The sequence below is a fragment of the Bradyrhizobium sp. USDA 4454 genome (genome assembly GCF_054822705.1).
On record NZ_JBTRCN010000001.1, the window covers coordinates 6,399,300 to 6,419,232 of the forward strand.

The window sequence follows — 19,933 nt, forward strand, 5'->3', positions numbered from 1 at the left end:
TTGCGCTCGTCTCGAGCGCGCTCAACCCGGATAAGCCTTTCGCGCCGCTTCGATCAGGCTCGAGTTGATCACGTCGGCGATCTTGAGCGGCTTGATCCCGGTCATCTCGCGGAACCAGACTTTTTCGCCGCGCGCGAAGCTCGCCGCGTCGACAACGCCCTCATAGTCCGCGACCTTCTGGATCGCAGCGATCTCCAGCAGATTGGCATCGCGCGAGGTGCTGCCGACATAGGGCTCGATGGCCTCATAAACCTCGGCCGGCTTGTGCGCCTTGATCCATTGCGAGGCGCGCCACAGCGCGGTGACATAGGCCTGCATCTTGGCCGGGTCCTTGTCGATGGTCGCCTGCAGCGTGAAATGCGCCGTCACCGGCACCTTGCCGCCGATATGCTTGTTCCAGATTGCCTCGTCGGTGCCGTCGAACAGCAGTTCGCCCCAGCCCTGCTGCTGCGCCTCGTTCAACAGCGACAGCGACGAGACCAGGATATCGACCTGCTTCGACTTCAGCGACCCCAGCATGGTGTCGACATTGCCGGTGCCGATCCAGGTCACCTTGTCGTCGAGCCCCATGGTTTCCATGTAGTAGGACGACCAGACATGGTTGGTGCCGCCGAGCGAGGACACCGACACGATCGGCTTGCGGCCGTCGGGCCGCTTCCATTGCGCGAACGCCTCCAGCGTGTTGATGCCCTGGTCCTTGAGGTCCTTGCGCAGGATGAACATCACCGAGTTCGACCGTGTGTCGACCGGCAGCAGCACGCGCGCGGCGCGGCCATGATTGGTCAGCTGCATCGGATGGGTGACGTCGCCGATGCCGATGTCGCCCTGCGACGAGGCGATGATCTCGCGGGTCTTCACGCCGCTGCCGCCCTGCACCAGCTTGCAGTCGAGCCCGGCCTCCTTGAAGAAGCCGACGCGGTCGGCGACGAACTGCGTCTGATAGACCGGCACCGCGACCGGATAGATCGCCCGTCCCGCGGCCGGCTGCGCCCATGCCCGCCCCGTCGCCAGCGCCACGCCACCCGCCGCGATCACCGTCAGGGCGGACCGCCGCGAAATGTGGGGCATGGCGACATCCACCATCAGGCGTGCTCCCTGGCCGCAATCTTGTCGAGCGCGCTGAGCACCGCATCGCCCATCTGGACGGTCGACAGCCTCTTCGCACCCGCTTCCGCAATGTCGGCCGTTCGGGCGCCGGAAGCAAGCGCGGTCTGCACCGCCTGCTCCAGCAGGTCCGCATCCTCGGGACGGTTCAAGGTCAGGCGCAGCAGCATCGCGACGCTGAGGATCGAGCCGAGCGGATTGGCGATGCCCTTGCCCGCGATATCGGGCGCGCTGCCATGCACCGGCTCATACAGCGCCTTGCGCCGGCCGAAGCGGTCGACCGGGCCGAGCGAGGCCGACGGCAGCATGCCGAGCGAGCCCGATGCCATCGCCGCGCAGTCGGACAGGATGTCGCCGAAGATGTTGCCCGTCACCATCACGTCGAACTGCCGCGGCTCGCGCACGATCTGCATCGCGGCATTGTCGACATAGAGGTGCGTGAGCTCGACGTCGGAGAACTCCTCCTTGTGCAGCCTGATGACCTCCTCGCGCCACACCACACTGGTCTCCAGCACATTGGCCTTGTCGACCGAGCAGACCTTGTTGCGCCGGGTCCGCGCCAGCTCGAACGCAGAGCGCGCCACGCGGCGGATCTGGTTCGTGGTATATTGCTCGGTGTTGAAGCCGCGGCGCTGGCCGTCCGGCAAGGTCTCGATGCCGCGCGGCTCGCCGAAATAGATGCCGCTGGTCAATTCGCGGATGATGACGAAGTCGACGCCGTCGAGCACGTCGGCTTTCAGCGGCGCCGATGCCGACAGCGCCGGGCTCGCCACGATCGGCCTTAAGTTGGCGTAGAGATCGTATTTGCTGCGCAGCCCCAGCAGGCTGCCGGCCTTGCGCGCGGCCGCCGGCACTTCAGTGGTCTCGGGCCCGCCGGTCGCACCCCACAGGATGGCGTCGGCCTCGTCCATCGCTTCTGCGGTGTCCTCGGGCAGCACCTTGCCGGTCGCCAGATACGGGATCAGGCCGTATTGCGCCTCGCGCAGGGTCATCGGCACGTTACGATTCGCCGCGAACCAGTCGAGCACGCGGCGCGACTGCGCGGTGACCTCGGGGCCGATGCCCTCGCCGCCGACCACGGCGACCTTGACCATGTTGGATTGCGCGCTCATGCGGATGTCCTTGAAACGGGTGTCCTTGTCGAATGAATCCAGGGCCGCGCGGTGCGGTCGGCAGCCTGGAACGCGTGGATCTCGTCGTCGCGCTGCAATGTCAGCGCCACCTCGTCGAGCCCTTTCAACAGCCCCTCGCGCCGCCGTGGGTCGATCTCGAACGAATGCCGCGCGCCCGACGGCGACACGATGATTTGCGCCTCGAGGTCGATCGAGACCTTGCCCGCGCCCTGTGTCGCCTCGATATCGGCGGCGAGCTGATCGACCACCGCCTTGTCGAGGACAACAGGCAAAATTCCGTTCTGGAAGCAGTTGGCGAAGAAGATGTCGCCGAAGCCGGAGCCGATGATGGCGCGGATGCCGCGCTCCTGCAGCGACCACACCGCGCCTTCGCGCGACGAGCCGCAGCCGAAATTCGGTCCGGTCACTAGAATCTCCGCCTCCCGGTACGGCTCGCGATTGAGGATGAAGTCCGGATTCTCGGAGCCATCGGGCAGATAGCGCAGCGAGCCGAACGCCCATTTGCCGAGCGTGCCGCGGATGCCGTTGCCGACCAAACGCTCGATGCGGATGATCACGTCGGTGTCGATATTGCTGCGCATGATCGGCGCAGCAGTTGCGGTGAGCTTGTCGAACGGTTTTGGCATCTTAGCGCCCCATCATCCTGACATCGGCGATCGCGCCGGCAATCGCCGACGCCGCCGCGCTCGCAGGGCTCGCCAGATGGGTCCGCGCCCGCGGCCCCTGCCGGCCGACGAAATTGCGGTTCGAGGTCGAAACCGAGCGCTGCCCGGGCGCCACCACCTCGCCATTGGCGGCAAGGCACATCGAGCAGCCGGGCTCGCGCCATTCGAAGCCGGCATCGATGAAGATCTTGTCGAGCCCTTCGGCGACCGCCTCGCGCTTGACGTTCTCCGAGCCTGGCACCACCCAGGCGCGGACCCCTGCGGCGACCTTGCGGCCGCGCGCGACCTCGGCTGCGGCGCGCAGATCGCTCAAGCGGCTGTTGGTGCAGGAGCCGATGAACACCCAGTCGACCGGCGTGCCGGCGATCGGCGTGCCGCCTTGCAGGCCCATATATTCCAGCGCGGTCTCGATCGCGGCGCGGCGTGCGGGATCGTCGACCGCCTTCGGATCGGGAATCATGCCATCGACGCCGACGACGTGCTCGGGGCTGATGCCCCAGGTCACCTGCGGGATGATCTTTTCGACATCGATCACGACCTCGCGGTCGAACACCGCGTCAGGATCGCTCGGCAGTTCGCGCCACGCTTTGACCGCGAGATCCCACATCTCGCCTTGCGGCGCATAGGGACGGCCGCGCAGGAATTCGAAGGTCTTTTCGTCCGGCGCCACCATGCCGATCTTGGCGCCGAGCTCGATCGAGAGGTTGCAAATCGTCAGCCTGCCCTCGATCGGCAGCGCGCGGATCGCACTCCCCGCATATTCGACCGCATAGCCGGTGCCGCCGGCGGCGCCGATATGGCCGATCAGCGCCAGGATCATGTCCTTGGCGGTGACGCCGAGCGGCAATTTGCCCTCGAAGCGCGCGCGCAGCGTCTTCGGACGCTTCTGGATCAGCGCCTGCGTCGCCAGCACATGGGTGAGCTCGCTCGATCCGATGCCGAAGGCGAGCGCCCCTAAGCCGCCATGGGTGCAGGTGTGGCTGTCGCCGCAGACGATCGTCGCGCCCGGCAGGCTGAGGCCGAGTTCAGGCCCGATGACGTGGACGATGCCCTGGCCGGGCTGATCGACATCGAACAGTTTGATGCCACTCGCCGCGGTCTCGACCCGCAGCGCGGCCAGCAATTCCATGCCTATCTTGCTGGTCCCGGCGCGGCCGGGCGCGGTGGACAGCGCGTGATCCGGCGTCGCGAATGTCAGTTCGGGATTGTGAACCCTGAGGCCACGGCTCTTGAGATCGAGCAGGCCGCGCGAGCCGCCGAGATCGTGCAGCAGATGGCGGTCGATATGAAGGAGGTCCGTGTCCTCGCTCAAACGAGCAATGACATGCTGGTCCCAGATCTTCTCGAGCAAACTTCGGCCGGGCATCCGCCTTCCCCTGCTCTCTGCGTTTCCATGCGTCTTGGTCTTGTTGGCGCCAATCTGTGCCAAAGTTGTCGTCAAGTGAAGCAGTTTCGGCCTAACATCACATATGTGATGGAGGCGCGGTATGACCCGCGTCGGAGACAGCCATGCCGAACGCGAATAAGACGGCGATCGTCAAATCGGCCATGCGGGTGTTTGCAGTTCTGGAGTTCTTTCGGGAAACCAAGCGGGCAGCGTCCGTGACCGAAATTGCTTCCGCGCTGCAGATGCCGCAATCGAGCACGTCGATGCTGCTCCGCAGTCTGGTTGAATTGAACTACCTCGAATACGAACGAAAGACCCGTCGCTTCATCCCGAGCTACCGGGTCAATCTGCTGGGCGACTGGATCCGTCGTTCTCCGTTCCGTGACAAAAAGCTCACCGACCTGATGGAGGAGCTCTGGACCGCAACGGGCGGCGAAACCGTCATGCTCGGGCAACAGGCCGGCGCCGCCGGGATGCGATATCTGCACGTTGTCCCCGGCGGCTCTCAGCTTCAGTACACGGCACATGCCGGTCAAATACGACCGATGGTTCGGACCGCGCTCGGACACGTGCTGCTGAGCCAAATGCCGAACGCCAAGATTCGCGGCATTATCCGGCGCAACAATGCCGAGGAGCCTATTCAATCGGCGCGGGTTCGCGAAGCGGCGTTTCTCGAAGAAATCGAGCGCATTCGCCGCCGCGGCTTCTCCGAGACAGGCGGCCGCACCACGCCGGGCGCAAGCACGATCGGCATGCTTGTTCCGCTGCCGAAGCGACGCGCGCCGCTCGCGATCGGCATCGGCGGCCCGATCGAACGCATCGCGGCAAAGCGCGCGCAGATCATCGAAGTGATGCAGAGCCGGCTGAAAGAGCTGACAGACGCAGCTCCGTAGCCGGAGCGCCGTAGCCTGGATGAAGCGAAGCGAAATCCGGGTCAATCCCTCCGCGGAGATCGGCCCTGGATTTCGCTTCGCTGCATCCGGGCTACGAGATCACTTCTCCTTCCCCTGAAAGGGGGAAGGCTTTCGCATTTGGGAATAATCTGGCGAGGAGCGTCCCTGCGGCCATCCGGCCATCCTTCGAGACGCCCGCCCTCTGGCGGGCCCCTCAGGATGACGGCTTGTTTTGCTGCACAATAGTAGACCCTCATGGTGAGGAGCGCCGCTTGCGGCGCGTCTCGAACCACGAGGCCCAGTTACCTCCGCGGCCGCCGAAGGGTCATATGCGATTGCCCTACTGAAAGGGGAAGGTCGGGATGGGGTCAGCCACACGACGCTCTATCTGGAGAGAGCAGATCCCCACCCGCTTTGCTCTGGCGAGCAAAGCGACCTCCCCTTTTCAAGGGGAGGTTAGACCAGCACCGCAATCGGATATAAGGGCCCCGCCTACGACGCCAGCGCTTCCTCCGGCATCACCGCCGCGAGATGCTGGCTCTCGGCGACGGCGCGGTTGGTGACGCGGCCGCGATGGACGTTGAGGCCGGCGCGCAGATGCGGATCCTCGACCAGCGCGCGCAATCCCTTCGACGCCAGCGCCAGGCCAAACGGCAGGGTGGCGTGGTTGAGCGCGTGGCTCGAGGTCACGGGCACCGCGCCCGGCATGTTGGCGACGCAATAATGCACGATGTCGTCGACCAGATAGGTCGGCGCCTGATGCGTGGTTGGCTTCGAGGTCTCGAAGCAGCCGCCCTGGTCGATCGCGACGTCGACCAGCACCGCGCGGCGCTTCATGCCGGCGAGCTGTGCGCGCGACACCAGTTTCGGTGCGGCGGCGCCGGGCACCAGCACGGCGCCGATCACCACGTCCGCCGCAAAGGCTTCCTGCTCGATCGCTTCCAGCGTGGCGTAGCGGGTGCGGACGCGGCCGATGAAGAGATCGTCGAGCGCGCGCAGCCGCGGCAATGAGCGGTCGAGGATGGTGACGTCGCTGCCGAGGCCTGCGGCCATCCGCGCCGCATGGGTACCGACCACGCCGCCGCCGATGATCGCGACGCGCGCGGGCGGCACGCCGGGCACGCCGCCGAGCAGCTTGCCCATGCCGTCGGCGGATTTGCGCAGCGCGGCGCCCGCGGCCTCGATCGCGAGCCGGCCGGCGACCTCGCTCATCGGCGCGAGCAGCGGCAGCCCGCCATGCGCGTCGGTCACGGTCTCATAGGCGACCGCGGTGCAGCCGCAGGCGATCAGCCCCGCAGTCTGCGGCACGTCGGGCGCCAGATGCAGATAGGTGAACAGGATCTGGCCCTCGCGCAGCCTGATCCATTCCGACGGTTGCGGCTCCTTCACCTTCACGATCATCTCGGCGACGGAGAACACCTCTTCGGCGGTGTCGGCGATCCGCGCGCCCGCCTGGATGTAGGCGTCGTCGCCTGCACCGATGCCGTCACCGGCGCCGCGCTGGACCACGACCTCGTGGCCGTGGGCCACGTATTCCCGCACCGAGGCGGGCGTCAGCCCGACCCGATATTCCTCGACCTTGATTTCCTTGGGCACCCCGACGCGCATGGTCCGCTCCTTGAAGACTCGTTTCCCGGCTTCAAGGCTATTCCCCGTCACACGGCGTTTCTCAGCGAATTCCGGCTTGCCCACAGCAGGACACGCTCATATCCTTCACTTTCGGCTCGGCTCTTGAAGGAAAACTGCGTGGACGGTCTCGATCGTATCGACCTCAGAATCCTCGCCGAGCTGGTCACTGACGCCCGTGCCAGCCAGATCGAGCTTGCCGAGAAGGTCGGGCTGTCGCCGACCGCCTGCGCGCGGCGCATCCGTCATCTCGAAGAGATCGGCGTGATCCGCGGCTACCGCGTCGACCTCGAACCATCAGCGCTCGGGCTCGTGACGACCGTCGTCGTCACCATCACCTTGGAGAAGCAGAGCGAGGATTATCTCGCGGCGTTCGAGGCCGCGATCGCGCGCTGTCCCGACGTGGTGTCCTGCCATCTGATGTCGGGCAGCGACGATTATCATCTGCAGGTCATCGCCCGCGACATCGCCGACTTCGAGCGCATCCACAAGCAGCATCTGTCGCGAATGCCGGGCGTCGCCCGCATCCATTCCAGCTTCGCGATGCGCGAGGTGGTTCGCCGGACCATTCCGGAGACAGCGCTGCGCTAAGCGGTCAATCGAGGATCGAAGCGAGCTGCCTACCGGCGCCGGCGTCATATTCGATCACGATCGCGAAGGCGGGAGGACCCCGACTCTCTCCCCTCGTCATTCCGGGGCGCGCGAAGCGCGAGCCCGGAATCCATTCAACCGCAACACGGCGGCCCGATGGATTCCGGGCCTGCGCCTTCGGCGCATCCCGGAATGACGAAAGAGGTTGCCGCGCGCCAAGCGCTCACTGTCACAAACGCCGAGCGACGCACTGTGACAAAACCCCCGGTCCACGCGCGCTGTCACAATCGGAGCCCGCGCCACACGCATTTTTTAGTCGTGATTCGCCGCCGTCTATGACAGAATTGCTACAGTTCGATATCAATTCGGTTACACGCGGAGCGGTGAATGAGCATGGAGTGGCGGGCGCGGCCGGTTTCGCTGGCTTGGTCAAATCCAGTGGTCCGGTGGTGGGGCTTCCTGAGCCTCGTCAGCGGCGCCAACATCGCGGTCTGGTTCGCGCTCTACCGCCAGTTCCATGAGCAGGCCAACGGCAGCTTCAGCAACACCTCGGGCATCGGCCTGATGATGCTGCTGTGCGCGGCCTATGTGTTCGGTTGCGCCTTCCGTTCGGTGCTGCCGCGCGCCGACGTGCAGCGCATCTGCCTGTTCGATCACTGGCTGTCGAGCGTGATGGTCGGCCGCAGCGTCGCCACCGTCGCCGAGGTCTGCTTTGCCGCGCAATGGGCGATCATCCTGCATCAGCTCGGCACCATGACCGGCGCCGAGACCACGATGAATATCGCCTGGATCATCGTGCCGCTGATCGTGATCGCGGAATGCTTCTCCTGGTATGCGGTGTTGACCACGCACTATCTCTGCAACGCGATCGAGAACTCGATCTGGGCCGTGGTGTTCTTCCTGGTCGGGATCGCGCTGTGCCGGCTGCTGCCGGAGTTTCACGGCCCGGTGCGCTGGGCCTTCATCGTCGCGATCGTCGGCATCGCCGCGTTCCTCGCCTTCCTGATGACCGTCGACGTTCCGATGTACCTGAACCGCTGGCGCGCCAACCGCGCCGCCGGCGGCACGCTGCTGCATCCGCTCGACGGCCTGCGCGACGTCAGCCGGCGCTGGATCGTGACCCACGACATCGCCGAATGGCGCGAGGAAATCGCCTGGATGTCGCTGTATTTCAGCATGGCGGTGTGGTCGAGCCTCGCGCTCTGCGTCGGCTATTCGCTTACCGATCAGCTGCCGAACTACCGCACCGAGGCTGCGATCGTCGCGACGACGCCGGCGCCACAGCACACCGCAACGATCGACGCGGAAGCGCCACCGCGGAATTGACCGGCGGCGGCCGCGAGCGGGTTGTGATCCTCAGCGCTTTCGGAGTAAAGGCTGGATCATCACTGCTCAACCGTCAGCCATGCCCCGCATCACCATCATCGAAACCGGGCTCGTCAGCCCGCAATTCCGCGAGCGCCACGGCAGCTATCCACAGATGTTTCAGCGGATGGTGGCCTCAGCCGATCCGTCCGTGACCTGCGACGTCGTGAGCTTCGCCACGGGCGAGGCGCTGCCGGATCCGTCCAAACTGGATGCGATCCTGATCACGGGATCGGCGGCCGGCGTCTATGACGATGTCGCCTGGATCGCGCCGCTCGAAGGTTTCGTGCGTACCGCCCACGACAAGTGCGTTCCGATGGTCGGCGTCTGCTTCGGCCATCAGCTGATCGCCCAGGCGCTCGGCGGCACGGTGCGCAAGTCGGAAAAAGGCTGGGGCATCGGCCGCCACGTCTATCTGTTAGCGCCGGACAACGGGCTGCTCGACGGCGAGACGATCGCAGTGGCCGCCTCGCATCAGGACCAGGTGATCACCCCGCCCGCCTCCGCGCGCACCATCATGGCGTCGGACTTCACGCCGCATGCCGGGCTGCTCTATGCCAACGGCACCACGCTGTCGGTGCAGCCGCATCCGGAATTCACCGCCGATTACGCCGACGCGCTGTGCGACCTGCGCCGCGGCCCCGCGCCGGACGCCGTGGTCGACACCGCCAAGGCATCGCTCACCGCGCCGCTCGACCACGCCGCGCTCGGCGGCGTGGTCACGCGCTTTCTCACGCGCCGTACGCCCGCGTGAGCGCGTCTCAGGTCATGCTGCCCGGCATGAAGCAGCGCACGCGTGGATGGCCGTCGATATAGTGCTTCCACACCATGGTTCGCCCGATCTTGTTCGGCTCGGTGATCAGGGCCTCGTCAGGCACCACAACCCACTCACTGTCGATCAGCACGCGGTAGTGGCCGTGATCAGACTCCCAATCGGGATCGGCGACCACATATCCGTCGGCATCCGAGCAGCACTGCCCGTAGCCGCTGCGCAGGCTTTCGAACCAGGGTTTCAGGGGTGAATTGGCGTAGCGGCCGTCGTCGCGAGCCAGGGTTGGCGATGTCAGCAATAACGCTCCAAGCAGCAGTGCCGCACGTGTGATGACGTGCATGTCGTCTCGTCTCCGCAGATGTCAAATCGCTGCGGGCGCGCGTCACGCATCGTTCGCACGCGACATCACCGCCGCGGGCGAGAACACGGGCTGGCGCGCCCCAGCACCTGAGATCGAACGATGCAAGAGCAGGGCCAGACGGGGTACCGGAAGACTACCGCCGACGAAAGTATAGGTCGTGCGGCACGATCAGCGGCCCACTGCCGCCACCTCGGGCAGCAGCGGCGGTGCGCTGCGCGAGGCCGCCTGCAACGCACATTCCACGAACCGGCGCGGCAGCAGCGAGGCGTTCGACCGCATCGCCACCATGGCTGGCAATGGATGTTCATCGCCAGGGGCGTGCCGACCATTCTGCTCGGCCTCTTCACGCTCTATTATCTGACCGATCGCTCAGCCAGGGCGGGCTGGCCGATCCCGTCATCCGTCGCCCACGCATGACACTGCCGAGGGGACAATAAGGAAACAACCATGATCATCGATTGCCACGGCCACTACACCACCGAGCCGGCCAAGCTGCAGATCTTCCGCGACAAGCAGCTCGCCGGCCTCGCCGACAAATCGCGCCGGCCGCTCACCACCAATCTCGGCATCACCGACGACGAGATCCGCTCGAGCGTCGAGGGCGCGCAGCTCCGTTTGCAGAAGGAGCGCGGCACCGACGTCACCATCTTCTCGCCGCGCGCCGCCGGCATGGCGCATCACGTCGGCAAGGAAGCCACCAGCCGGGAATGGACCACGATCTGCAACGACCTCGTGCACCGGGTCTGCACCCTGTTCCCGCAGAACTTCGTCCCCGTCTGCCAGCTGCCGCAGAGTCCCGGCGTCAAGCCCGCGAACTGCATCGAGGAGCTGGAGCGCTGCGTGACCCAGCTCGGCTTCGTCGGCTGCAACCTCAACCCCGATCCCGCCGGCGGCTATTGGTGCGATCCGCCGTTGACCGACGAGTGGTGGTATCCGCTCTACGAGAAGATGGTCGAGCTCGACGTGCCGGCGATGGTCCATGTCTCCTCGTCCTGCAATCCCTGCTTCCACGGCACCGGCGCGCATTATCTCAACGGCGACACCACCGCCTTCATGCAGTTCCTGACCTCGGACCTGTTCAAGCACTTCCCGACCCTGCGCTTCATCATCCCGCATGGCGGCGGCGCGGTGCCCTATCATTGGGGCCGCTACCGCGGCCTGGCGCAGGACATGAAGCTGCCGCCGCTGTCGGAGCATCTGCTCAAGAACGTGTTCTTCGACACCTGCGTCTATCATCTTCCCGGCATCGAGCTCTTGACCCGGGTGATCCCCGTCGAGAACATCCTGTTTGCCTCGGAGATGGTCGGCGCGGTGCGCGGCATCGATCCCGAGACCGGCCATCACTTCGACGACACCCGCCGCTACATCGATGCATTGCCGCTCAGCGCTGCGGACAAGGCCAAGATCTTTGAAGGCAACGCCCGCCGCGTCTATCCTCGCCTCAACGCCCATCTCGACCGCCGCGCGCATTGAACGGACGCGGCACACTTTCCTCTAACCCCTCATCCTGAGAGGATGTGAATGTATTCAGTGTCGTCCTGGCGAAAGCCAGGACCCATTACCCCAACCGCTTGCTGTTGTGCGACGCTGGGGCCACTATCACCCTCTCAATCGAACTCGGTGGTTATGGGTCCTGGCTTTCGCCAGGGCGACGGCGTGGGGGGCCGCTCGCTACAATTTTCTCAGACCGTCATCCTGAGGTGTCGCGAAGCGGCGTCTCGAAGGATGCAGGCCACCGACGGGCCCTCATGGTTCGAGACGCGCGTTCCGCGCTCCTCACCATGAGGATCTAACCAAGCAGTAAGACCGACAACCGACTTCAAGCAATCAATCTCCCGGAGAAAACCGATGGCCATAGGATTTGCAATTCACAAGGCGAAGCGGAAAGTGTCGCCCGACCTCGTCGCGCGCTACCGCACGCTGCCGGTCGCCAATATCAGCGATTCGATGTCGCGGATCGCGGGCACCAACCGGCTGCGGCCGATGCATAAAGGTGGCTGGCTCGGCGGCCCGGCGCTGACCGTGAAGACCCGCCCCGGCGACAATCTGATGGTGCACAAGGCGATCGACCTGGCGCAGCCGGGCGACGTGGTTGTGGTCGACGCCGGCGGCGTGCTGGTCAACGCCATCATCGGCGAGATCATGTCGACGCTGGCCGAGAAGAAGGGCGTCGCGGGCTTCGTCATCGACGGCTCGATCCGCGATGCCGGCGCGATCCGCACCGGTGCGTTCCCGGTGTTCGCCGCCGGCGTCGCCCATCGCGGTCCCTACAAGGACGGCCCGGGCGAGATCAATTGCACCATCTCGATCGACGGCATGATCGTCGAGCCGGGCGATCTCATCGTCGCCGACGACGACGGCGTGCTCTGCGTGCCCTATGAAGACGTCGAGGCCATCTGCAAGCTGACCGAGGCCAAGAAGGCGACCGAGGAGAAGGCGATCCAGCAGATCCTGGCCGGCACCAGCGACCGCCGCTGGGTCGATGAGGCCCTGCAGCGCCTCGGCTGCGAGTTCAAGGACTGACGCGTTGCCGCGGCCCAGGGAGCGGGAATGCCCGCTTCTTGGGCATTCATCGGCAAAAAGCCGTCGAGCTGGCGCGGTTAGGCGGTCATGACCGCGCCGATGCATCGGCATCGGGAATTTTTCCCGATCACAAATGGAAAAGAATCCCGCCCTCCCGGGACACATCTTGTTTGCCAAAGCCCCAGCGCTCCCGCAGTCTCGAAGCCAAGGTTCGTAGCGAGGTTCGTCGCGAGGTTCGTCGGGGATAAAACTCGAACCGGGACAACGGGGTGGGCGTCATGGCTGGTACGTTGTTGCGTACGGCAACACGGTTTTTGTCGTCGTCGGTCTATCCGCGCGGCGCTGCGGCCATGCTCACCGCCATCGGGGCCGCAGCGCCGCTGACGCTGGTGCATGCCCAGACCCCCGCCCCGGCCGAACTGCCGCCGGTCAATGTGATTGCCCCCTCGCCGCTGTCGGGCACCCGCAGCATCAAGCCGGCCGCCCGGCCGGTGGTGCGGCCCTCGCGGACAGCGCGGACCCGGGCCGCACCGGTGCAAACCGCAGCGGCGCCGGAGGGCGGCGCCTGGGTCCCCGGCCCCTCCGACCGCGACTCAAGCCTGCTCGACCGCGACAAGATTCCGTCCAACACCGAGGTGCTGACCTCGGCGGATTTCAGCCGCAACTATTCGACCAACTTCCTCGACTCGGTGAACCGCAAGCTGCCAGGCGTCACGCTCACCGACCAGACCGGGAATCCGTTCCAGCGCACCCTCGATTATCGCGGCTTCGTCGCCTCGCCGGTTCAGGGCACGCCGCAGGGCATCGCGGTCTATCAGAACGGCGTGCGCATCAACGAATCCTGGGGCGACGTGGTCAACTGGGATTTCATCCCGGAGAAGGCGATCGATCGGGTTTCGCTGGTGCCCAACAACCCGATCTTCGGCCTGAACGCGATCGGCGGCGCGCTCAGCATCCAGATGAAGAATGGATTCACCTATCAGGGCTCGGAGGCCGAACTGTTCGGCGGCTCCTACGGGCGTGTGCAGGGTAGCGTGCAGGCCGGCGGCCAGCGGGACAACATCTCCGCCTATGCGGCGTTCGAATCCGCCTACGATCGCGGTTGGCGCGACTATGCGAATTCCTCGCACATCAACCGGATGTATATCGACGTCGGCGCGCGCAACGACCAGACCGAATTCCACGTCAACTTCACCGGCGCCAGCAACCTGCTCGGCAATGTCGCGGCAACGCCGGTCGAGCTGCTCAGCCAGCGCTGGTCGAGCGTCTACACCTGGCCGCAATCGACCCTGCTGCAACTCGCCTTCGTCAACGCCACCTTGAGCCACAATTTCTCGGACACCTGGTCGTTCCAGGGTAACGCCTACTTCCGCGGCTTCCGGCAGACTCACACCGACGGCAACGGCACTGACGTCGCACCCTGCGACGATCCCACCACCTTGTGCATCGGCAACGGCCTTCCGGTGTTCGGTCCAACCGACGGCCCGGCGACTCCGAACACGCTGGGCAATGCCTTCCTCGGCGAACTCGATCGCAACCGGGCCGCCACCAACAGCTTCGGCGGCACCGCGCAGTTGACCAATTCGGGCCGGTTGTTCGGGCACGACAACCACGTCGTGATGGGCGTCAGCGTCGACCACGGCAACACGAAATTCACGGCGAGCAGCGAGCTCGGCACGATCGATCCCAACAATTTGTTCGTCACCGGCACCGGGGTCTTCATCAACCAGCCTGACGCCGGTCTCAGCCCGGTCGATCTGCGCGCCACGAACACCTATACCGGCGTCTACCTCACCGATACGTTCGATGTGACCAACAGGTTCTCGGTGACCGCCGGCGGGCGATTCAACTACGCCCAAATCGATTTGCAGGACCAGACCGGGACCAATGACCTGCTCAACAGCAGCAACCGCTTCCAGCGCTTCAATCCGGTGATCGGCGGCACCTACAAGATCACGCCGAACCTCACCGCCTATGCCGGCTATTCGGAAGCCAACCGCACGCCGACGCCGCTGGAGCTCGGCTGCTCCGATCCCAACCATCCCTGCATGATCGACACCTTCCTGGTGGCCGACCCGCCGCTCAAGCAGGTGGTGTCGCACACCGTCGAGGCCGGCCTGCGCGGCAGCTGGGGCCGCGATGTCAAGACCGGCGTGCTGAGCTGGGGGCTGGGCGCGTTCCACACTTTGTCCGACGACGACATCATCCAGGTGGCGAGCCCGCTCGGCGTCAACAATTTCGGATATTTCCAGAACGCTGGACAGACCTTGCGCCAGGGCATCGAGGCCAAGCTCGACTATCGCGTCGATCGCTGGAACGCCTACGCCAACTACACCTATGTCAACGCGACCTATCAAAGCGCGATCACGCTGTCCTCGCCGAACAATCCGAACGCGCTGGTCAGCGACGGCGGCGTGCAATATGTCAACGTCACTCCGGGCGACCACATCCCCGGCATTCCCGCGCACCGCTTCAAGGCCGGCGTCGACTACAACGTCACCGATGCGTGGAAGGTCGGCGCCGACCTCAACGTCGTCGGCAGCCAGTGGCTGATCCATGACTACACCAACCAGAGCCCGAAGGTGCCGGCCTACTCGGTCGTCAATCTGCACACGTCGTACCAGGTCACGAAGAACATCGAGGTGTTCGGCCTGATCAACAATGTGTTCAACCAGCGTTATTATCTGAGCGGCGCGTTCTATCAGACCGGCGGCTTTGTCAGCGCCGGCGGCGGCCCCAATTTGATGGCGCAGCTAAGCGATCCCCGCACCTTCGTGCCCGGCATGCCGCTCGCCGCGTATGCGGGTATCAGGGCGAAGTTCTAGGGTAACCTCGCGAGCTGCGTAGCGCGGACTCCGCTTCACTCGCGCCGCGTGCGGGAAGCGGCGCAGGCCGCCTTCGGCGGCCGTTCTCAAGAACGCCGAAGCGGAGCTTCGGCTATGACGCATCGCCAGATGCGTTCCGAGTGAGGCGACCCGTCTCTGACAATCGACTGCTAAGCCCGACGCCTGGAAGCGAGAGGCCATCTCGCTCCTGGCCTAAGCAAGTCTATGCCGCATTCAGGCCATCGATTCTCGAGAGAAAGGTCTTCAGGATAGGCGATGCGTTGTCTCGACGAAAACCGACGGTAACATCGATCGTAGGCGCATCACCGTCGAGCGGGCGGCTTATGACCGACCACGGCAGAAAATTCTTGGCTGATGCCGGCAAGATCGCCACGCCGCGGTTGGAGGCCACCAGCGAGATCGCCATCGCATAGTTGTCGATCTCGAATGCCGGCGTGATCTCGATGCCGCAGCGATCGAGGTATTCGGCAATCAGCGCGCGCAGCACGCGCGGCACTTTCGAAATGCCGATATAGGTTTCGCCGACGAGATCCTTCGGATCGAAAGTCTCTCGCTGCGCGAGCCTGTGATCGCTGGGCAGAACCGCGACCAGCGGCTCCTGCGCCACGACCTTGAATTCGATGCCCGGCATCTTTTCACCGCGCAGAAATGCGACGTCCAGCCTGCCATGCGCGAGTTCCTCTGCCAGCGTCGCCGAATGGTCGCTGGATACGCGAATTTCGATGTCCGCCAGTTCGTTGCGCAACAAGCTGGTGGCACGTGGTAGCCAGTCGACCTCCTGCCCGGTGGTGAAACCGATCGCAAAAACCTGCTTGCTCGGCTGTGCCGCGCGCCGAGCGCCTTCGGTGGCCGCTTCGGCTTGCATCAGTGCCAATCGAGCGTGATCGAGGAAGACCCGACCAGACTCCGTCAGTTGTACGCCGTGCACGCTCCGGGTCAGGAGCGGCACGCCGACTTCGTATTCCAGATCGCGGATTTGCCGACTTAGGGACGGTTGCGCCGTGTGCAGTCGCTTCTCGGCAGCCACGGTGAGACTGCCTTCTTCGGCAACGGCGACGAAATAACGGAGATGACGAAGCTCCATTCCATGCCCCTCAGGTATGGGAAGGGAACTTACAAAGTCTTTTTCGAATAGGCCAGCACCCCATAAGTAGCTCCCAACGCTGAACGGCCAATGACCTGAGACCATGCCTACGTGGCAGGGAACGGAAGGTTTTTGCCTGAATCGGGGAGCGTCGTATGTCCAGTCCCATAGTCCTCATCACCGGCGCGCTGACCGGCATTGGCCGCGCCACCGCGGTCGCCTTCGCCAAACAGGGCGCGACCGTGGTCGTCTCCGGCCGCCGAGAGGCCGAAGGCCGGTCCCTGGAGACCGAGCTCCGGGGCCTCGGCACGGAGGCCGCGTTCATTTTCGCCGACGTGCGCCGCGAGGACGATATCCGTCGCCTGGTCGACCAGACGGTCGCGCGCTTCGGCCGGCTGGATGTCGCCGTCAACAACGCCGGCACAGAGGGCACGCCTGGACCGGTGACCTCCACGGCGCTGGAAAGCTATGCCGCGATGTTCGACACCAACGTGCTCGGCACCCTGCTCAGCCTCAAGCACGAACTCAGGGTCATGCAGCCGCAGGGCGCCGGCAGCATCGTCAACATCTCGTCAACCATGGGCGAGCGCGGCGCTGCCAACCTGTCGCTCTACGTGGCGAGCAAGCATGCCGTGGAAGGCCTCACCAAATCCGCGGCACTCGAAGCGGCCGCATTCGGCGTCCGCGTCAACGCGGTGGCGCCGGGGCCGACAGAGACTGCGATGCTCGATCGTTTGACCGGCTCGCCGGACAAGAAGACTGCCTTCTACGCCGCCGTGCCGCTCAAGCGTGGCGCGAGACCAGAGGAAATCGCGGAGGCCGTCGCTTTCGTGGCTTCGGAGAAGGCCTCTTTCATCACAGGCCAGATCGTACGGGTCAACGGCGGCAAGACCGCGAGCTGAATCCGATCGATCACATCGTCTCAGGGATAAGGAGTTCTGCCATGACCACCCATACACACCAAACTGCGCCCACCCAGTTCGTCGACGCCAACGGAATCCGCTTCGCCTATCGACGTTTCGGCAAGACAGGCGGCGTGCCGATCGTCATGAACATCCATTTCCGCGGCACCATGGACCATTGGGATCCGGCCGTGACCGACGGGTTGGCAGCGCAACGCGAAGTCATCCTGTTCGACAATGCGGGCATCGGCGCCAGCTCGGGCCAGACGCCGGCGACCATCCCGGGCATGGCGACGGATGCCATCGCCTTCATCAGGGCGCTCGGGATCGGCAAGGCCGACATCCTCGGCTATTCGATCGGCGGCAAGGTCGCTCAGGAGATCGCCGTGCAGGCGCCCGACCTGGTGCGCAAGCTGGTGCTGGTGGGCACCGGGCCGCGTGGCGCCGACACCGCCGCCAGCAAATCCGCAGAGATATTCTCTACGACCTACGACCCTCCCGAACATCTTTGGATCGCCGCGCATTTCCTGCCCAATGCAGCCGGCCGCGCGGCCGGTCTGAAGTACCTCGAACGCAAGCTCCGCCGCAAGGATCGCAGCCCCGAAGTGAGGGAGGCGTCCGCCACGGCGCAATACGCGGCGATCGTCCAGTCGAACGAGAAGACCCACGGCGTGTGGGATTACCTGGCCGACATCCATCATCCGGCCCTGGTGGTCGACGGCAGCAACGATCTGATCATCCCCACGATAAACGGATTCACGTTGCAGCAGCGTCTGCCGAACGCGCAACTCATCGTCTATCCGGATTCGAGCCACGGGCCTCAGAACCAGTACCCGGAGCTCTTCGTGGCCCACACCGCCATGTTTCTCGACCAAGCCTGATCGTCCAGCCGATTACCGAAACCCACCATCCATAAGGAATTTGATCATGTCCAAGCTCGCCAACAAGACTGCATTCGTCACCGGCGCATCCCGCGGCATTGGAGCCGCCATCGCCAAGCGTCTGGCCGCTGACGGCGCCAGCGTCGCCATCACCTACACCCAGGGCGCCGATGCCGCCGCTCAGGTGGTGAAGGACATCGAGAAGGCCGGCGGCAAGGCGATTGCCCTTCAGGCAGACGCCACCGACCCGAAGGCCGTCGAGGCGGCTATCGGCAAAGCCGTCTCGACCTTCGGGTCTCTCGATGTGCTGGTGAACAATGCCGGTACCGCGATCCCGAAGCCCTTCGAAGAGACGACTCTCGAAGAGATGGATCGCGTCATCGACCTCAACCTTCGCGGCGTGTTCATCGCCACTCAGGCCGCGCTCAAGCACTTGCGCAAAGATGGACGCATCATCACCATCGGATCCTGTGTCGGCGAACGCAACGGAACGCCGGGCCTGGTGGCCTACGCCGCGACTAAGGGCGCCGTGAAGATGTTCACGCAGAGCCTGGCGCGCGAAGTCGGAGACCGCAGTATCACCGTCAACAACGTGCAGCCGGGTCCGATCGACACCGATCTCAATCCGGCTGCGGGCGATTGGGCCGAGCCTCAAACCGCGAACACCGCTCTGAAGCGGTATGGCAAGGTCGATGAAGTCGCCGCGCTGGTCGCGTTCGTTGCCAGCCCCGATGCAAGCTACATCACGGGCGCAAGCCTTACCGTGGATGGCGGCACCAACGCGTAAGGAGCGGTCATGAGTGATTCAATGACGCCGTGCAACGGAAAGACAGCGATTGTCACCGGAGCTTCGCGCGGCATCGGCCGCGCCGCCGCCCTGGCTCTCTCCAAGGCGGGAGCCCAGGTCCTTGTCCACTACGCACGCGGTGCCGCGGACGCGCGTTCGGTGGTCGACCAGATCAAGAGCGCGGGAGGAAGGGCCGAGGCGATCGGCTTCGATCTCTCGGATGCTCAAGGCGCGCATAAGCTCGCCGCCAAGGTACGCGACATCGTCGGCGAACGGCTCGACATTCTGGTCGCCAATGCCGGCGTGTCGAAAGCCGCAACGATCGAGGAGACCACGGTCGAGGACTTCGACGCGCTGTTCGCCGTCAATGTCCGCGCGCCATATTTTCTGGTTCAGCAACTGCTGCCGATCCTGAAAGATGGGTCCAGCGTGATCTTCACGTCCTCGCTCGCAGCGCACGCGGCGGTCGGGAATCTTTCCGCCTATGCCGCCACCAAGGGAGCCGTCGATACTCTGGTCAAGCACTTCGCCCTGATCCTCGGAGCCAGGGGCGTGCGCGTCAACGCCGTGGCGCCGGGCGTCGTCGACACCGACATGTCCAGCTTCGCAAGGACCGAATCCGGCCGCGAGTTCACCCTCTCCATGCAGGCACTAAAGCGGGTGGCGCAGCCCGACGACATCGCGGGCGCCATCGCGTTCCTCGCCTCCGACGCCGCGCGCTGGGTGTCCGGAGACACTCTGCGGGTGGACGGCGGCTCGAAGCTTTGAGCGACAAGACGCGAGAGGATCGTCATGATGGAACGCACGAGCTGTCCCCTATACAGACGACAAGCGTCTTCGCGATCTGTCCGTTGTTCGTTGTCGGCACGCTGATCCTCCTGGACGATCTCTCGGATCTTGTCGGGAGGCGATGGAGCATGCTTACCGCTCTGGTGTTCTCATTGATCGGGGCTCTGACACTCGCATGGGCCATCAATGTCGGGTGCTGTCCTAACTAGGACACTCGCAGCCGG

The 19,933-nt window shown here is 64.8% G+C and carries 19 protein-coding genes; 11 read left to right on the forward strand and 8 right to left on the reverse strand.

What is annotated here, in order from left to right; genetic code table 11:
- Positions 1-21 precede the first annotated feature (21 nt).
- From ACVIW0_RS29735 to leuC, 4 genes are read right to left on the reverse strand one after another with little or no spacing between them, the layout of a single operon-like run.
- Positions 22-1,068 (reverse strand): ABC transporter substrate-binding protein, encoded by a 1,047-nt coding sequence (locus ACVIW0_RS29735; RefSeq protein ID WP_461355585.1) that lies wholly within the window; start codon positions 1,066-1,068, stop codon positions 22-24.
- A gap of 14 nt (positions 1,069-1,082) precedes the next feature.
- Entirely contained in the window at positions 1,083-2,216 is a 1,134-nt protein-coding gene (gene leuB, locus ACVIW0_RS29740) for a 3-isopropylmalate dehydrogenase (protein WP_461355586.1), read from the reverse strand.
- Positions 2,213-2,863: a 3-isopropylmalate dehydratase small subunit gene (gene leuD / locus ACVIW0_RS29745; RefSeq protein WP_461355587.1), complete on the reverse strand. Its 651-nt coding sequence runs from the start codon at positions 2,861-2,863 to the stop codon at positions 2,213-2,215. The genes leuB and leuD overlap by 4 nt, the downstream gene beginning before the upstream one ends.
- A 1-nt stretch (position 2,864) precedes the next feature.
- Positions 2,865-4,268, reverse strand: coding sequence for a 3-isopropylmalate dehydratase large subunit (gene leuC / locus ACVIW0_RS29750; protein ID WP_461355588.1), 1,404 nt, complete (start codon positions 4,266-4,268; stop codon positions 2,865-2,867).
- Positions 4,269-4,411: 143 nt separating this feature from the next.
- On the opposite strand from leuC, the gene ACVIW0_RS29755 reads away from it, so the two are divergent.
- Positions 4,412-5,182: an IclR family transcriptional regulator gene (locus ACVIW0_RS29755; protein WP_461355589.1), complete on the forward strand. Its 771-nt coding sequence runs from the start codon at positions 4,412-4,414 to the stop codon at positions 5,180-5,182.
- A 492-nt stretch (positions 5,183-5,674) separates the two neighbouring features.
- On the opposite strand, the gene ald is transcribed toward ACVIW0_RS29755, so the two are convergent.
- Positions 5,675-6,790: an alanine dehydrogenase gene (gene ald, locus ACVIW0_RS29760; protein ID WP_461355590.1), complete on the reverse strand. Its 1,116-nt coding sequence runs from the start codon at positions 6,788-6,790 to the stop codon at positions 5,675-5,677.
- Between the two features lie 123 nt (positions 6,791-6,913).
- On the opposite strand from ald, the gene ACVIW0_RS29765 reads away from it, so the two are divergent.
- From ACVIW0_RS29765 to ACVIW0_RS29775, 3 genes are all read left to right on the forward strand, one after another.
- Positions 6,914-7,399 carry an Lrp/AsnC family transcriptional regulator gene (locus ACVIW0_RS29765; protein WP_456749770.1) on the forward strand — a complete coding sequence of 162 codons (486 nt, stop codon included), beginning with the start codon at positions 6,914-6,916 and terminating at the stop codon, positions 7,397-7,399.
- A 393-nt stretch (positions 7,400-7,792) separates the two neighbouring features.
- Positions 7,793-8,725 carry a hypothetical protein gene (locus ACVIW0_RS29770; protein WP_461357467.1) on the forward strand — a complete coding sequence of 311 codons (933 nt, stop codon included), beginning with the start codon at positions 7,793-7,795 and terminating at the stop codon, positions 8,723-8,725.
- Between the two features lie 79 nt (positions 8,726-8,804).
- A complete protein-coding gene (locus ACVIW0_RS29775; RefSeq protein WP_461355591.1) occupies positions 8,805-9,518 on the forward strand; it encodes a type 1 glutamine amidotransferase in 714 nt (237 codons plus the stop codon).
- 7 nt (positions 9,519-9,525) lie between these two features.
- Here ACVIW0_RS29775 and ACVIW0_RS29780 read toward each other — a convergent pair whose 3' ends face one another.
- Positions 9,526-9,876 (reverse strand): hypothetical protein, encoded by a 351-nt coding sequence (locus tag ACVIW0_RS29780; RefSeq protein ID WP_461355592.1) that lies wholly within the window; start codon positions 9,874-9,876, stop codon positions 9,526-9,528.
- Positions 9,877-10,065: 189 nt separating this feature from the next.
- Positions 10,066-10,194: a hypothetical protein gene (locus ACVIW0_RS29785; RefSeq protein WP_461355593.1), complete on the reverse strand. Its 129-nt coding sequence runs from the start codon at positions 10,192-10,194 to the stop codon at positions 10,066-10,068.
- 150 nt (positions 10,195-10,344) lie between these two features.
- Here ACVIW0_RS29785 and ACVIW0_RS29790 point away from each other — a divergent pair, with 150 nt between their 5' ends.
- The 3 genes from ACVIW0_RS29790 (at position 10,345) to ACVIW0_RS29800 (ending at position 15,245) form a co-directional block, all read left to right on the forward strand.
- Positions 10,345-11,370: an amidohydrolase family protein gene (locus tag ACVIW0_RS29790; RefSeq protein ID WP_461355594.1), complete on the forward strand. Its 1,026-nt coding sequence runs from the start codon at positions 10,345-10,347 to the stop codon at positions 11,368-11,370.
- A gap of 375 nt (positions 11,371-11,745) precedes the next feature.
- Positions 11,746-12,420, forward strand: coding sequence for an RraA family protein (locus ACVIW0_RS29795; RefSeq protein ID WP_461355595.1), 675 nt, complete (start codon positions 11,746-11,748; stop codon positions 12,418-12,420).
- A gap of 278 nt (positions 12,421-12,698) precedes the next feature.
- Entirely contained in the window at positions 12,699-15,245 is a 2,547-nt protein-coding gene (locus ACVIW0_RS29800) for a TonB-dependent receptor (protein ID WP_461355596.1), read from the forward strand.
- 223 nt (positions 15,246-15,468) lie between these two features.
- Here ACVIW0_RS29800 and ACVIW0_RS29805 read toward each other — a convergent pair whose 3' ends face one another.
- On the reverse strand, positions 15,469-16,350 hold the full coding sequence (locus ACVIW0_RS29805; RefSeq protein ID WP_461355597.1) for a LysR family transcriptional regulator: 882 nt from the start codon (positions 16,348-16,350) through the stop codon (positions 15,469-15,471).
- Between the two features lie 155 nt (positions 16,351-16,505).
- Between ACVIW0_RS29805 and ACVIW0_RS29810 the strand changes: the two genes are divergently transcribed.
- Genes ACVIW0_RS29810 through ACVIW0_RS29825 form a run of 4 tightly spaced genes read left to right on the forward strand, consistent with a single transcriptional unit; the run spans position 16,506 to position 19,688 of the window.
- On the forward strand, positions 16,506-17,252 hold the full coding sequence (locus ACVIW0_RS29810) for an SDR family NAD(P)-dependent oxidoreductase (protein WP_461355598.1): 747 nt from the start codon (positions 16,506-16,508) through the stop codon (positions 17,250-17,252).
- A gap of 41 nt (positions 17,253-17,293) precedes the next feature.
- Positions 17,294-18,133, forward strand: coding sequence for an alpha/beta fold hydrolase (locus ACVIW0_RS29815; protein ID WP_461355599.1), 840 nt, complete (start codon positions 17,294-17,296; stop codon positions 18,131-18,133).
- Between the two features lie 46 nt (positions 18,134-18,179).
- Positions 18,180-18,920: an SDR family NAD(P)-dependent oxidoreductase gene (locus tag ACVIW0_RS29820; protein WP_461355600.1), complete on the forward strand. Its 741-nt coding sequence runs from the start codon at positions 18,180-18,182 to the stop codon at positions 18,918-18,920.
- 9 nt (positions 18,921-18,929) lie between these two features.
- Positions 18,930-19,688: an SDR family NAD(P)-dependent oxidoreductase gene (locus ACVIW0_RS29825; protein WP_461355601.1), complete on the forward strand. Its 759-nt coding sequence runs from the start codon at positions 18,930-18,932 to the stop codon at positions 19,686-19,688.
- Positions 19,689-19,933: the final 245 nt, after the last annotated feature.